Here is a 14776-nt window from a genome sequence, read left to right as displayed (position 1 = left end):
CCTTGTTTTTCTTTTCATTTTGGGTAGATAAGGCACTGCTTTTTTTCAATTTCATCATGTTGATTGCTATAATGAGCAAGCCTAACTGTTGTATGCCGGGGAAGTTCTTCCTCCAAATAGCGGTAATTGCTTTCTGAACCATGGTCTGCATTGGCGACCAGATAATGTGGTGCCTTTTGTGCGATCTTCATTTTTTTAATCAACATTTGTCGGCTCTTTGTCTTTTCATTATCACACTTTTATCACAGCTACTCCTTTTATTTCTTAAATTGGTTCTTAACATCTTTTACTAAACTTTCTTTTGGCATCTCAGTCTTTATATAATTATTTAAAGATTCCGCAACTGTAAAATTCGTATTGGGATATAAATGCCCGTAAGTTCCTAAAGTAGTTTGAATGTCTTCATGACCCAAACGATCTTTTACCAAAAGAGCATTCATACCCATACTAATAAGGAGAGATGCATGAGAGTGTCTTAAACCATGTATTCGTATACTGTGTACTTTTGCAATGTCAGCATGTCTTCTTATAGTATGCCGAATCGTATGTTTTTGTGTTGGAACGCTATTATATGACAATACGAATGTAATTCCACCTTGTTCATCTTGCCGTTGTTTCCTTTCATGTAAATATTTAATTGTTACATCATCTAAAGCAATCACTCGTTTACTAGCTTTAGTTTTAAGCTCAACAAATTCATAAGTAATACTATTTTCATAGTGGAGTGGGAATAGAATAATCAAAATAACTGTGAATCCTTTGTTAATGAAGGGATTCACAGTTTTTTGTTTTGTAACTAATGGAATACGAAACAGGCTCTTTGTCAATAAAAGTTGGAATGAATAACAAAAAGACTGAGAGGTATCTAGGCTTCCAGTCTTAAATCATTTTTAAAGTTTCTCACTAAGCATCCCAATCACTTCAACTACCTATTTTTTTACATAAAAGGTGAATCTATACGTATCAGAACCACATTTATATCTTCTAATACTTCATAGACTTTGACCAAAACCGTGTACGAAACCGAACCTGTCACGTCATGGTGATGGGAGAGTAATTTCTCTCTTTCGATTTCCCATTCATTCGGAACCACCATTGATAGCTAGACAAGACAGACGAAACAGCACGCACACTCTACCTACTCCCATTGGTTGATGTGAAAGTGTCGTTTCGTCTTTTTGGTTGTCTCAAATCAAACGACTCTTCTAGTGTTCAACGAGGATGGAACAGCCTAGTGGATGTTCCGTCCATCCTTGTACTTTCCGATTTCTAAGCACGACTTGAACATGTGATAACCCTTCTATCTTGACCTGATAGCTATCATCTTCAGGGGTAGCAGTGATCGTACCAACTGGAAACCCCCGTTGATCTACCACTTGTTGCGTCACTGTGTCAGTCAGCTCAAAGACATGTACGGTCAAGTCTTTCGTGTAGTCATATGCAGCGGTCGTATCCACGGAACCTTCAATAATCAATGAATTAGGACGGACCATGAGGGGTAAGTGGAAGTAATCATAGGTCTGTGTGTGCCATTGTTGTCCTTCATATACATGATTATCTAAATAATTCGTCCAACGTCCCTCTGGTAAATAAAAAGTGACCTTTCCTTGCTCATTGAAAATCGGTGCAATCAACAACCGTTCACCGAACATATACTGTTTATCGATCGTATGCGTCGTATAGTCTTCTGGAAATTCCAGCATCACCGGGCGCATCATCGGGATACCTGTTTGCGCTGTTTCTACCGCTTGCTCATAGATATAAGGCATCAAGCGGTTTTTTAATTTAGAAAATCGTTGACTGACCAACACAGCTTCTTCCCCAAAGTTCCATGGCACTCGATACTCAATGTTGCCGTGGTAGCGACTATGAGTAGATAGTAATCCGAATTGTGTCCAACGTTTATAAATATCCGCTGTCGCATTCTCTTCAAATCCACCAATGTCATGGCTCCAGAAGCCAAAGCCGGATAACACAAATGAGAGTCCACCCCTTAATGATTCTGCCATGGACGGGTATTCCGATAAGTTGTCCCCACCCCAATGAACTGGGAATTTTTGTGAACCAACCGAAGCAGAACGAGCAAATACGACCGCTTCATCTGGGCGTAATTCTGCTAATAATTCAAAGACGACTTCGTTATAAAGATACGCATAATAGTTGTGCATTTTTTGCGGATCAGACCCATCGTGATAATTCACATCCGTAGGTATACGTTCACCAAAATCCGTCTTGAAGGAATCGACACCGATTTCTATGAGTTCCTTCAGCCTTTCTTTGTACCAATGACGCGCTTCTGGATTTGTAAAGTCAATGATTCCTTGACCCGCTTGCCAAAGATCCCATTGCCAAACTTCGCCATGTTTATCTTTGATGAAATAGCCTTTCTCTTTACACTCTTGAAAGGCCGCCGCTTTTTGTCCGATATACGGGTTGATCCATACGCAGACCTTCAAGCCCTTCTGATGGATTTTTTCAATCAGTTGTTGCGGATCTGGAAACAGCTCGCGATTCCATTCAAAACCGCACCACTCGAATTCTTTCATCCAAAAACAATCAAAATGAAAAACATCAAACGGAATCTCTCGTGTCTGCATTTCTTCAATAAATCCCATGACTGTTTCTTCACGATAGTCCGTCGTAAAGGAAGTTGATAACCACAAACCAAACGACCATGCAGGTGGCAATGCGGGTTTACCCGTTAAATCAGTGTATTTTCTTAAGACCGTTTTCATATCGGGTCCATAGATGACATAGTATTCCAATCGTTCACCTACTACACTAAATTGTGTGCGTGAAACATTCTCCGAACCAACTTCAAATGAGACATTTTCAGGATGATTGACAAAGACACCATACCCTTGGTTCGTTAAATAAAATGGGATATTTTTATACGCTTGTTCACTACCAGTACCGCCATCTTGATTCCAACAGTCAATGATTTGCCCATTTTTGATGAATGGGGTGTATCGTTCACCTAAGCCATAGACATATTCATACGGATCTAATGACAACTGTTCCCGCATATAATGGATACCGTCACTACTTTGAATCGTGGCTTGTGCTTTTGGCATAGAAGACGTCAAAAGCTTCCCTTCCGCGAGAAAATCAATTTGGAATGTGGCGTTTTTCGGCACTCGTGCGACTAATTTTCCTGATTGAAACGTATAAAATTCTTCATTTTCTATATCGATCATGACAGAAGATGACTGTCTGTTTAGTTGAAAATGAGGACCGATTTGTGCTTTGTCATGATGCACCAGTTGTACTTTGATAATATCTTCTCTTGGTGATTCAAAAGACAAGGTCGTCATCCCTAGGTTCAAGGTATCTCCTCTTGTCTGGATCGGTTTATAAGGCAAGAAAAGAGTTAAGTTATCCTCCTTCACTTGAGCTTCATAGACATGATTCGGGTGTTCAAGATGAAATCCTTCTTTTGCCAACCAATAGCCGTTTGTAAACTTCATTTATTTTCCTCCTACTTCACTGCGCCATCTGAAATGCCTTTTACGACATGTTTTTGCAAGACAACAAATAAAATAATAATCGGTAAGACGACGATCACTAGCGCAGCCAGTGCTAAGTGCCACTGCTTATTGAATTCGCCGAAGAAATAAAACATCTGTAAAGGAATTGTATACATCCCTGCTTTGTTGATGCTTAATGAAGGTAACAGATAATCATTCCAAAACCATAAGGCGTTCAACACGATCACTGTCACTGTCGTAGGCTTCAGCAAAGGAAAAATGACTTGCCAATAGATTTGGAAGGTATTTGCCCCATCGATCAATGCCGCTTCATCTAATGATTTCGGAATCCCTCGTAAAGCACCGTAATATAAAAAGGTCGACATACTTGTTGCTAATCCTAGATACATCACCATCAAGCCTGGTTGATTCAGCATACTGACTTGCCCAAAAAGTGAAATCAAGGGAATCATGATTCCCTGAAAAGGAATCAATAAGCCAATTGCGACAATAAAATAAAGAAATGAACTTAAGCGACTCGTGTTTCTCGATAACGCATAGGCCGCCATTGAAGAAACGAACACGATCAACACTAGTGATCCGATCGTTATCAGTAACGAATTAGCTGCACTTTTGAAAAAATCCAATCGCTCGAACGACTCGATATAGTTATCAAGTGTTAGCCCAGTTGGTAAAGTGAGTGTGTTTTGGAATATCTCTGCTTTAGTTTTGAATGAATTGATCACCACTAAGAAAAATGGATAAAACCACAGACTAGCAAGTAACAATCCGCTAAAAATCAGTAGAGACTTCTTAACCTGTCGTGGATGTTTCACTTTTGATTGCTTCATGCGCTGACCTCCTTTTTCCGTGTCAGTGAGATTTGAACCACTGAGATAATCACGATAATGACCAGAAAAATCATCGCTTTCGCCTGTGCATACCCCATTTTTCGCATTCCAAATGCTTCATTGTAGATGTTCATCGCCACCATTTGGGTGGAATTGAACGGACCACCTTGTGTCAGGGCTAAGTTTTGATCATAGATTTTAAATGCGTTGGACAACGTCAAGAACAAAGTGACGGTGAAAGCTGGCATCAACATGGGTAATTTGATACGGAAAAAGACTTGCAAAGGATTTGCCCCATCCATATCTGCCGCTTCCAGAATCTCTTCTGGAATATTGTTGAGAAATGAGATATAGATCAGCATCATATAGCCACTCATTTGCCAAACAAATAAAATAATGAGCCCCCAAAACCCCGTTTCTGGCGTGTTCAGCCAACCGGCAAAAAAATTGATACCCGTCATAGTTGCTAGACTTTCAAATGCTTTATTGAAAATAAACTGCCAAATAAATCCTAGGATGATCCCTCCAATCAGATTTGGCATGAAAAAGATCGTTCGGAAAAAAGTCGTCCATCTACCTAATTTTTGTGTCACGAACATCGCTAGACCTAAAGCCACGATGTTGATCAAAATCACACTGAAAAATGAGAATTTTGCGGTAAACAGTAAACTGTCGATAAATCCTTGATCATTAAATGCCCGAAGATAGTTTTCAAATCCAACGAATTCACCTACTGTATTGCCATTCCAGTTTGTGAGTGAGTAATACCCCCCTGTCATTAATGGAATGAACAAAACGATCGCTAACGCCAATAACGCTGGTGCAAGTAATAACCAAAAAGCTTTTGTGCGATTTGTTAACATGAGAACCCTCCTTTTATCTCGCTAGATAAAAATCAACCGATCACCGCTTACTTCCTTTCTTGTGTCCAACTGGTCTGCAAGGTATCAATAAATTCCTCCCAAGAGATTCGATCGGCTGCATACGCTTGGATCTGGACACCAAATATATTTTGTCCAAATCCATCTGGATAGGAATTATGGACCCATGGAACGGTTTTACCTTCGCTTAAATACGTATAGATTTCCTTGGATAACGGATCATTGATCGCTTCGCTCGAAAAGTTGGTATACGCCGGAATAAATTGAAACTCATCAACGATTGCTGTCATCGCCTGCTCATCCGTATACATCCACGTTAAAAATTCGATCGACGCATCAATGACTGCTTGATCTTTATCCTTATTGACCCCCCAATACCAAGCTGGCCCCGCCACGATGTTGCTTTCTCCCGATGCTTCGATTTGCATAGGAAGAATCCCTAGTTTTTCTTTCGTGAACGTCTCATCTAAGCTATCTAATGTTGGTACGATCCAATTTCCTTGATGGATGATAGCCACCTTTTCACTGGCAAATAATTCTTCAACAGATGTACTATAATCCATTGCCTCCATTGGTTGTGCATTGTACTTAATGACCAAGTCGGTGTAGTTTTTCATTTGCTCGGCATAATCTACGCTTAATTCAGACGCTTGATAAGTCTTTTCTAAGCTGTTCTCAAACTCCGGAGCAAGAAAATTCGAACTATATTGACTGGATACCCACGTTTCTGCCCCACTAAAACCAAATACGCCTTGTAGCCCAAGTTCGTCTTTTTTACTATCCAATAATTGAACGGCTTCTTCAAATGCCTCAAATGAGTTGATCGATCCACTATCGATGCCAGCTTGTTTAAAAATATCCTGATTGATCAACCAGCCATATCCTTCGATATTCATCGGTACCCCATAGACCGTCTCGTCGAGTGTAGCCCCCTCTAATGTCCCCTCAATTGCTTGTTTTGCTAATGTCGTTTCCCCAAGATCATAGAGTTTATGTTGCCAAATCTGCGTATCTGCTAAGCCACCCAACATAAAGATATCCGGTTCATCTCCTGAGGAAAACTTTGATTGTAACGCTGCCGTCGCATCAGTTCCTCCGCCAACCGTCGTCAAGTTGATCTTGATTTGCGGATGGTCTTTCTCGAAATCCTCCACTAAGGTATCCATTTGCTCGGCTGTTTCTGTCTTGATATTGAAAATCTCTAATGTTACACTACCATCATCTGAAGACCCGCTTTGTGCCGTCCCGCAGCCAGTAATTCCAAACACCATGATAAAAGCAAGTATTAAAAATCCTCGTTGTTTCTTCATGATTATTTCTCCTCCTCTTATTAACAAATTGATTATATTGATATTTACAACGGTATGTAATCGCTATCTTAATCAAAATACCTTGTAATATTGATCAAAATGGAGGAAATGTGATGTTTAGACCAAACGATATTTTTACCCCCAATCCTAGTCAACAAGATATTGATACCACGCTAAAGGAAATGACCGAACATGGGGATAGTTTGTTTCCAATTGCCGTTCACTATACGAATCACCCAACCCATCAGGAAAATATGATCCACCCCCATTGGCATCGAGAACTAGAGATTCTTTATGTCTATCAAGGACTCATGGAAGTCAAAATAGAAGGAGTAACTTACGTTGTTCACGAAGGAGAGGTTATGTTTATTCCTGCGAATCAATTACATGAAGCACTCAATCATCAAATGAATGCCTGTGCATTTTTTGCCATCGTATTTGATGCTTCATTCATTGAAAGTCGCGTTTCTGATCATATTCAGCAAACTTATCTTGATCCATTGCTCCATTCACCAGAACAAGTAGCGATCCATTTTACAAATGATTGCTCAGATATTTTGGAGATCCAACAACTTGTTATCACGATCATTGATACATTTGCCTTGAAAGAATCTCGCTTTGAACTGACGATCAAAGCACAATTATTCTTACTGCTCAAACATTTTTCGCGCTGCAGTACTCAGGTAAATCCTACAAAATTAGTTGCTAGTAAAAACAAACTCAACACCTATCGCTGTAAAAAAATCATTCTATACCTTGAAGAAAATTACCAAAACACCATCACTCTTGAAGCAATCAGTCGTCATATTGGCTATAGCAAAGAGCATTTCTGTCGTTTCTTTAAAAAACATTTCCGTATGACTTTTTTTACGTATCTAAATCAAATGCGCATCAAAAAAGCCGAATACCTGTTACTGCATACTGAGTTGAAAATCATCGATATTGCCTTGGAAGCTGGTTTTGAAGACGCGAATTATTTCAGTAGCCTTTTTAAACGTGAAACCCAAATGACTCCGTCAAATTATCGAAAAAAAAACGCAAAAAATCATTGATTTTGCGCTTGATTCGTTAGTTGAACAATGGTTACGAGAAAAGATCTATTCTAAAACAGCAACATCTTGTATAGACGATATCTTTGATTTATTTGTCAACTCTTCTTACTTTCACTGTCAATAGAAACTAATTCATCTTGTTTCGCTAATTTGAAATATTTTCTTATCGTATCAGCTATATTCCACTCACGGAATAAGCGACTTTGTATTTCACTTACTTTGCGAACTGAGCTGAAAACAATAATGTAAAGGAAAATTTATCTTTCTATATAATTAGATATAAGAGACAATACAGTTGATTTAATATCAACAAGCGTATATACGGTATATACAAAGAGAAAAGGGGAGGGTGAAGAATATGGCAATTGAAGAAAGAAAATTTGGATAATTAAGTAGTATGAACAATTTCAAAGGCGTTTCTCAAAGAAAACGGGTTACATCCTGAAGATATAATTTTTTAGATTTTTAGATAAGGAAAAACTTCAAGCAGCAATTCAAAAAAACAAAGCTTAACTGATGAGATGGATGTATTAATATCTCAAGCATCAACAGAGTACGATCCTGCCTTTCAATATCTTGTTGGTAAATGATTATTCATTTTTTCATCAAAGTGGTAATGATAATTCGTCCATTATCTACTAATTGTATTTTTTAGTAGATATGGTATAGTTGTTTTAACGAAAAGGTAATTCATGATACACCAAAAACCACTAGCTGGCGGGCTAGTGGTTTTCTTTTACGTTCTATTCAGATTAAAGGTAGGCTTACTGTCTTTTTTGGCAATAATTTTGCAATCAAGCCATTTACAGATGTAATGCGCGGTTACTTCTGCTACGATTGCAAAAAACATATCGAAAAGGTAATTCATAATACAACTTCCTCCCCTTGCCAGAATAGGCCAGGGTAGCAGACAGCATAAATATCATACCCTAACTGAAAATCTCATTTTAGTACATTTCTATATATATTGATAAACCATCACAATAAAACATACCCTGACTAAAAGAAAAACTCTTATTAAACTTAATATAACTTGTAAAATATCCAACTGTATAGAAAACGTAATTTTCTATACAATTAAAAAGGTTAAATTAATTACTAAAAAATTATATTATAAGCTTTATGTTATAATTTTAGAAAACACATTAGGAGATGTATTCTATGTTTTTATGGCCTATAGCCTTACAATATTTCATATATACAATTTGTATATTACTCATCGATTATCAAATAGTACATAAATCTCTTTTTCTAATTGTTACTTGTTTAAATGCTATCTTATTAAGTGTCTTGTACCCACTATTTGGGATTTTTTCTACACTAATAGCAATTTTTATGTTAGCTATGATATTCCATTGTTTATCTTCATCACATCGACCCTTAGTATATGCTTTAACTTTGGGATTATTATCTTCCCTACTAGGAGATCATCTAGCAAGTATAGGAGATTTTATAGTATTTGGTTCTCCAGTGATCGAACCCGGAGACAGCTCGCAATACTTTCATATTGCGCTTTCAGCTCTTTTGTCTTTTATCCTTGCTTATAGTTTTAGAAAATCTCTTGATAATTGGTCTTATGTAATTGATTACCAAATAATCGGTACAATCGGTGTATTTATTCTTTCAACTTATTATATTATTATCTTATATACTCGTTTTTCGGGAGGAAATCCGGAAGTTCTTGCATTAAATACTACTTTTTTTATTCTATATCTATGTATTGGTTTAATTATTTTTATTTATTATTGGAAAATTTCAAATGCAAAAATGGAAGAACAATTATTAGAACAACGAATCCAGCTACAACAAGATTATATAAGAGATATTGAGAAAAATTATCAAGAACTTAGGGAATTCAAGCATGACTATCAGAATCTATTATTTTCGATGAATAGTTATATTATTGAAGAGGATCTGGAAGGACTACAAAAATATTACGATCAAAATATACTTCCTACACGTGAGATAATGAATCTTACCCCAGTAAATCTTAGTTTATTAGATAAAATAAATGTACCGGAAATAAGAAGTTTATTGTCATTAAAATTGATGATGGCAATAGAGAAAAGTATCTCTCTACAGATAACCATACCTGAAGAAGTAAAAATTGATTCCAAGCATACGGTTAATTTAGTTCGTATACTTGGTATTGTCTTAGATAACGCAACAGAAGGAGCTGCTGTGACAAAAAAGAAAAAAATCGAATTGTTAATTTTAAAGAAGAAAAATTCGTTAGTTATTCGAGTAGTTAATACAACTATCAATACACTACCACTTAACCAATTAAAACAAAAGGGTTTTTCTACGAAGAGCAATCCTAAAAATGAAGGACTGGGTCTGCATATCCTGGATAATTTGGCAAAAACGAACCCTTATCTATTGATTGAAACTTCAATTGAAAATCAGCGTTTTTCTCAAACAATTTATATACAAACACATTAAAAGGAGCTTTTTTAATGATTCCAATATATATATGTGAAGATGATCCGAAACAACTGGAGATGATAACTACTGTCATAAAGAATCGAATCATGATTGAAAATTTAGGCTACTATATCCATTTCGTTACTTCAAATCCCCAAGATTTACTCACAAGTGTTCAAATAAATACATCTCCTTTTGGTATTTATTTTTTAGATATCGAATTGAAGGACAGTGAATTGAATGGGATTGAACTCGGTAAAAAAATTCGTGATCTTGATCCATCTGGTAAAATAATTTATGTCACTTCTTATACTGATCTTTCGTTGATTATTTTGAAAAATAATATTGAACCCACTGATTATATTATCAAGGAAGATATTTTACATTTGAAAGATAATATCGAACGTATTTTAAGTAAGCTATTTAAAGATCTTCAAATAGCTCCTTTAGAAAAAGAGATGTTTAAAATCGAATTCAACGATGAAATCAAATTTTTACCTGTTAAAGATATCCAATACTTTTCTACTTCTCCTGGTGTACCTCATAAATTAGAGGTACATCTCCCTTATAGTCAATTCCAGTTCTATGGCAACATAAAAGAGATTGAAGATAGAAACCATCACTTTATTCGTTGCCATAAATCATTTGTAGTAAATACCCAGAATATTCAAATGATTAATAAAAAAATACGGGAAGTTACTTTAGAAAACGGGGACATTATTCCAGTATCCATTCGTGGTCTGAAAAAACTAATTACTTGAAAATTAAATTCAATTGACTATTTATATAAAATACCACACAAACTGAAGTGATCGTTCAGTCTGTGTGGTATTAGTAATTTCAACAAAAGATACTTTATTCAATAAAAAATTTTATTATTTAGAGACTAATATTGATATATTTCCACGTGAATTAATTCAAAAAATAAATTGAATAATTTAATATAGTAGCAAATATTACCCATAGATAATAGGGAATCATCAATAGCATAGCTTTCCGACTATTCATCCACAATTGATAGAGTAAAATCGTTAAGAAAACTAAAAGTAAGCTGATATCAATAGCTGCAATAAAGCTATTCTTCAAATTAAAGAATAATATCGTCCATAAAAAATTACAAATAAACTGAATCGCAAATAGGATTAATAATCTGCCCTTCATTTTTGTAGAAGGTAGATTGATTATTAAATACAACGCGCCTCCCATCATAATATATAGAAGGGTCCACATCGGTCCGAATATCCAGCTAGGCGGTGCAAATGGCGGTAACTGTAAAGAATAATAATAGTCTCCTGGGTTGCCACTAAAAACACTTGATAAAAATCCTAACCCAACGATTCCTACAAGACATAACCATAAACGATAATCTTTTAAATAATTCATGTTTGAGAAAATTCCTTTCTATTATTTAATCACTTTCTATCAACTTTTTTTCATCATCTTATCTTTATTGAGTAGAAACTTCAGCGGTTAAATGATATATATTTCTTTTAACTTATTCACAATATTTACTTTATTCTCTTCATATCCTTCATTCCTTTCTTTAAGAAAATTATAATATGAATATAAAAGGATAAGTTATTTTTTTCATAAAGTGTTCTTTTTAGAGCATAATCGTATTTTACTCAAAATTTTATTCATTAAATATGAATTATCCTACTAAGGATAAATTATATATATTGATGATTTATGTAAGTTCAAACTTGAACCTTCTAAACAAACTAAAACGAGTTTCCCTGAATTTACTCCTATACAAAGAAAGGAAAGAGAACGATTCTCTTTCCTTTAATTACCAGGAACTGCACTTAATTCCCATGTCAGCTTGGTCGAATAACTAGTTGCTTCTGGATTTGTCCCTCCAGGGACATAGAGACTGACACTTTTATCTGCCGTTTGTTGATCCCCAAAACGATAGATCCACGTTCCTGTACCAGATTCTCCGTTTGCTTGTATGAGTACTTTCCTTGTATTTGGTACGATTCTTTGTACAGGTTCTTCCTGTAGTTCAGGTTTAGTCCCGCCTTGTGCAGTCACTAGTTCTTGATTGAATAACTGGATTTCAGACCCAATCAATTCATGTCCGCTTTCATTACGGAATTGTCCGTTCTGAGTAACTGATAATTGCCATCCATTGCGCTCATTGGCGGCACGACGGTCACTGATCTGTACATAGTTTGGACGCTCTTTCGTCTCGTTAACCGTTCCATCTTCATTTAATAACCGTTGTGGTTGGGCGTAATACGTTTGATCACTAACAGATATTTTTTGTGTCTCAAAGTTAAATTGGGACACAAAATCTAGACTCAAACGTCCTTGATCTTCTGGAATTTCTGGTTTATTCTCCGGTTCAACTTCCGTTTCAGGATCTAATGGATCCACAGGTGCCACCACAATTTTTTCCTCTACCATTGTACTAGCGGTATCATTTTTCCCATTCAAAAAAGCATAGGCTGTCACGGTATTTCCAGCAGTGAATCGTCGATCTTCCGGTAATTCATAGCGATAATCCCCATTTTCATCCGCCGTTGTATGATACTTTTCACTTTCAGAAATATCAGGCGAAGGAATAGAGCCTGCAGGAATCGCCGGATCTCCTGAGAAGCGGATCACACTATTAGGATTCGCCTTTCCAGTAATCGTATGAGAATTCACTTCCTTCGGATCTTCTGTTAACGGATCAATCGTGACTTCGACATCTGGAATTTTTTCAAATAAAACCCGTTGGACATTTTGCGTAGTGAAATATTTTTTAAAACTATCCGCTGTTTCTTGTGGAATAGAAGAAACATCATCGTTAATCCTAGGTACAATTCCTGTATAGCGTAGATTCAAATTGAAGATAGGTGTCCATGAATGATCAGGTATCTCTTCAAAATTTCCTCTTGCCCATTGTTTCACTGATTGGACATCGATATCTAATAGACCGGTACTTCCTGCGATATTAATCAATCCGTTGGCGGTCGACGTTCCGGCAATCGTTCCAGTTCGTTCCAAATTGACTTCTTGAGCATCAGAAAATTCAAAAGTTGACCCAGCAGAAGCGAAGTACATCAAATTTTGATCATTTGAGGTGCTGTCACTTTTTATATTCAAGGTGGCATCTTTGCCGATGGATACCGTTGCATTTCCATTAACATGTAAAAGATTCGATGGTGAGGCAGCCATTTCAGTGGCAACAATATTCAGTGTACTCCCGCTTTCTACTAGTAGATTACTTCCTGCCGCCATCCAAATAATATTATATAGGGCACCATTAGCATTCGCCTTTGTTCCTTGAGAATCGATGGTAAGGACGCCTTTTTCTTTTATTCTGAGCGATGAGTTCGCAGTACGTAAAGAAATTGCTGATCTTAGATTTTGTGGTACTAAGTTCAGCTTTGCACCCTCATCTATTTCAACACTGCCTCTTCGAACGAGTAAACTTGTTCCATCAGCTTCGCCAGCATTTCCTTTTGATACAGCATTTAAAGATGAATTTTTTTCCATTCTAAAGTTGTTATTGGGGTGTACTACTCCTCCTAAATCTAAATTACCTGCGCTAATTGTTTCTAATTCAACCTCAGCATCTTCAACTATCGTTAAATTTGAAGCATAGATATTCGTTTGATCTAGTGCATTGATGCGCCACGTACCAAAAGAGGAAGTATACTCTGATACTTGTTTACTACTTGATTTACCTGAGATTTTAATACTACTGTAAGGTGAATGAATCAGTTGATTTCCGTAGTTCGTAATATTATGGTAAGTGATCTGACTAGCAGTTTGATTCGTCACGTTCAAATCATTGAAAGTCAACGGTCCATAATAGTTTCCGTGGTATATCTCTAAATCTTTTAACGCGATATTCCAAGGAGTTGAAGAATTAGCCGTAATATTGTTAAAACATAAAGTGATTGCGCGAAAATCAATTTGATGGCCATTTCCTTCGACCGTTAGATTTCTAGAGATATTAGCTACATTAAGATAAACAAATGCTGTCCCACCATTAGGATTATTCGTTCCACCTGTTGTAATATCCGTTAGATTGAGTCTAGGATTATCTGGTGTTTGAAAATCAGAAACAACATTAATCGTTGTTATTGACGGATCTACAAATGCACGGATAAACTCTTCCCAATTCGCCACATCTTGAACACTCGCTTCTTTTGTTGACCGAGCGCTTTCTGTTACTTGTTCTGGATCATTTTGCGAAGTATCTGTGGTTGATGATTTTTCATCACTTGATACACTCGCTTCTTCTTCGACTGTTGATTCTTCGGTCTTCGCTGTTTCTTTTTCTTCCGAGGAAGTGACTTCTTGTTCACTAGTTTGTTGGCTCTCCTCTGCTTGAATGTTAAGCGTCATTTTTGATTCTCCGACAGCTATCTCATAGGCTCCTGCTTTTTCTACAACTAGTGGAATGGAAAAGATCATTTGTGGAGAATTCGTCCGTACTTGCCACTGGCTTCCTTCTATATTGGTGAACTTAATGTTGGCAGATTGCTTGTCTTCTACGATACTGACTCTCTCTGGGAGATTCAACACAAACTCGGAAACTTCTTGACTGGCATGTGCGACTAATTCAAACTGTTTATTTACCATATGTGGCTCTTGGCTCTCTTCAAATGAAAATATAGGACCGTTTGTTTCCGTTGTACTGGCCAGTGGATCCTGCAATTCTGATTCTCTCGATAGTTCCACAGAATTCTCAATGGCAGATACCGGAATACTCGTTGAAATCACTGGGAAAAAGAACGAAGGAAAACAAAGAAGACTAACACTTACCACGACCAAGATTTTTTTAATTTTCAT

At 36.6% G+C, this 14776-nt stretch carries 11 protein-coding genes; 3 read left to right on the top strand and 8 right to left on the bottom strand.

Features of this window, described 5'->3' with window-relative positions:
• Nucleotides 1–14 precede the first annotated feature (14 nt).
• From IGK01_RS00260 to IGK01_RS00235, 6 genes are all read right to left on the bottom strand, one after another.
• Entirely contained in the window at nt 15–206 is a 192-nt protein-coding gene (locus tag IGK01_RS00260; RefSeq protein ID WP_153829991.1) for a hypothetical protein, read from the bottom strand.
• Between the two features lie 51 nt (nt 207–257).
• Nucleotides 258–743: a tyrosine-type recombinase/integrase gene (locus tag IGK01_RS00255; RefSeq protein WP_023518885.1), complete on the bottom strand. Its 486-nt coding sequence runs from the start codon at nt 741–743 to the stop codon at nt 258–260.
• A gap of 462 nt (nt 744–1205) precedes the next feature.
• The gene (gene yicI, locus IGK01_RS00250) at nt 1206–3467 is read right to left on the bottom strand and encodes an alpha-xylosidase (RefSeq protein ID WP_438840425.1); all 2262 of its coding nucleotides are present in this window, start codon (nt 3465–3467) and stop codon (nt 1206–1208) included.
• Nucleotides 3468–3478: 11 nt separating this feature from the next.
• Nucleotides 3479–4318 (bottom strand): carbohydrate ABC transporter permease, encoded by an 840-nt coding sequence (locus IGK01_RS00245; RefSeq protein ID WP_019722785.1) that lies wholly within the window; start codon nt 4316–4318, stop codon nt 3479–3481.
• Nucleotides 4315–5181, bottom strand: coding sequence for a carbohydrate ABC transporter permease (locus tag IGK01_RS00240; protein WP_023518883.1), 867 nt, complete (start codon nt 5179–5181; stop codon nt 4315–4317). The genes IGK01_RS00245 and IGK01_RS00240 overlap by 4 nt, the downstream gene beginning before the upstream one ends.
• A gap of 47 nt (nt 5182–5228) precedes the next feature.
• Entirely contained in the window at nt 5229–6509 is a 1281-nt protein-coding gene (locus tag IGK01_RS00235) for an ABC transporter substrate-binding protein (RefSeq protein WP_438840424.1), read from the bottom strand.
• Nucleotides 6510–6622: 113 nt separating this feature from the next.
• On the opposite strand from IGK01_RS00235, the gene IGK01_RS00230 reads away from it, so the two are divergent.
• From IGK01_RS00230 to IGK01_RS00220, 3 genes are all read left to right on the top strand, one after another.
• Nucleotides 6623–7561: an AraC family transcriptional regulator gene (locus tag IGK01_RS00230; protein ID WP_023518881.1), complete on the top strand. Its 939-nt coding sequence runs from the start codon at nt 6623–6625 to the stop codon at nt 7559–7561.
• Nucleotides 7562–8722: 1161 nt separating this feature from the next.
• Nucleotides 8723–10003 carry a GHKL domain-containing protein gene (locus IGK01_RS00225; RefSeq protein WP_023518879.1) on the top strand — a complete coding sequence of 427 codons (1281 nt, stop codon included), beginning with the start codon at nt 8723–8725 and terminating at the stop codon, nt 10001–10003.
• Between the two features lie 14 nt (nt 10004–10017).
• The gene (locus tag IGK01_RS00220) at nt 10018–10746 is read left to right on the top strand and encodes a LytR/AlgR family response regulator transcription factor (RefSeq protein WP_023518878.1); all 729 of its coding nucleotides are present in this window, start codon (nt 10018–10020) and stop codon (nt 10744–10746) included.
• A gap of 151 nt (nt 10747–10897) precedes the next feature.
• Here IGK01_RS00220 and IGK01_RS00215 read toward each other — a convergent pair whose 3' ends face one another.
• Together IGK01_RS00215 and IGK01_RS00210 are read right to left on the bottom strand one after the other, a co-directional pair.
• Nucleotides 10898–11368 (bottom strand): TspO/MBR family protein, encoded by a 471-nt coding sequence (locus IGK01_RS00215; RefSeq protein WP_409173690.1) that lies wholly within the window; start codon nt 11366–11368, stop codon nt 10898–10900.
• Nucleotides 11369–11770: 402 nt separating this feature from the next.
• Nucleotides 11771–14776: a WxL domain-containing protein gene (locus IGK01_RS00210; RefSeq protein ID WP_409173689.1), complete on the bottom strand. Its 3006-nt coding sequence runs from the start codon at nt 14774–14776 to the stop codon at nt 11771–11773.

The organism is Enterococcus sp. AZ080, assembly GCF_051714945.1.
GTDB classification, from domain to species: domain Bacteria; phylum Bacillota; class Bacilli; order Lactobacillales; family Enterococcaceae; genus Enterococcus_B; species Enterococcus_B pernyi.
This window is presented reverse-complemented; position numbering and strand designations above follow the sequence as displayed.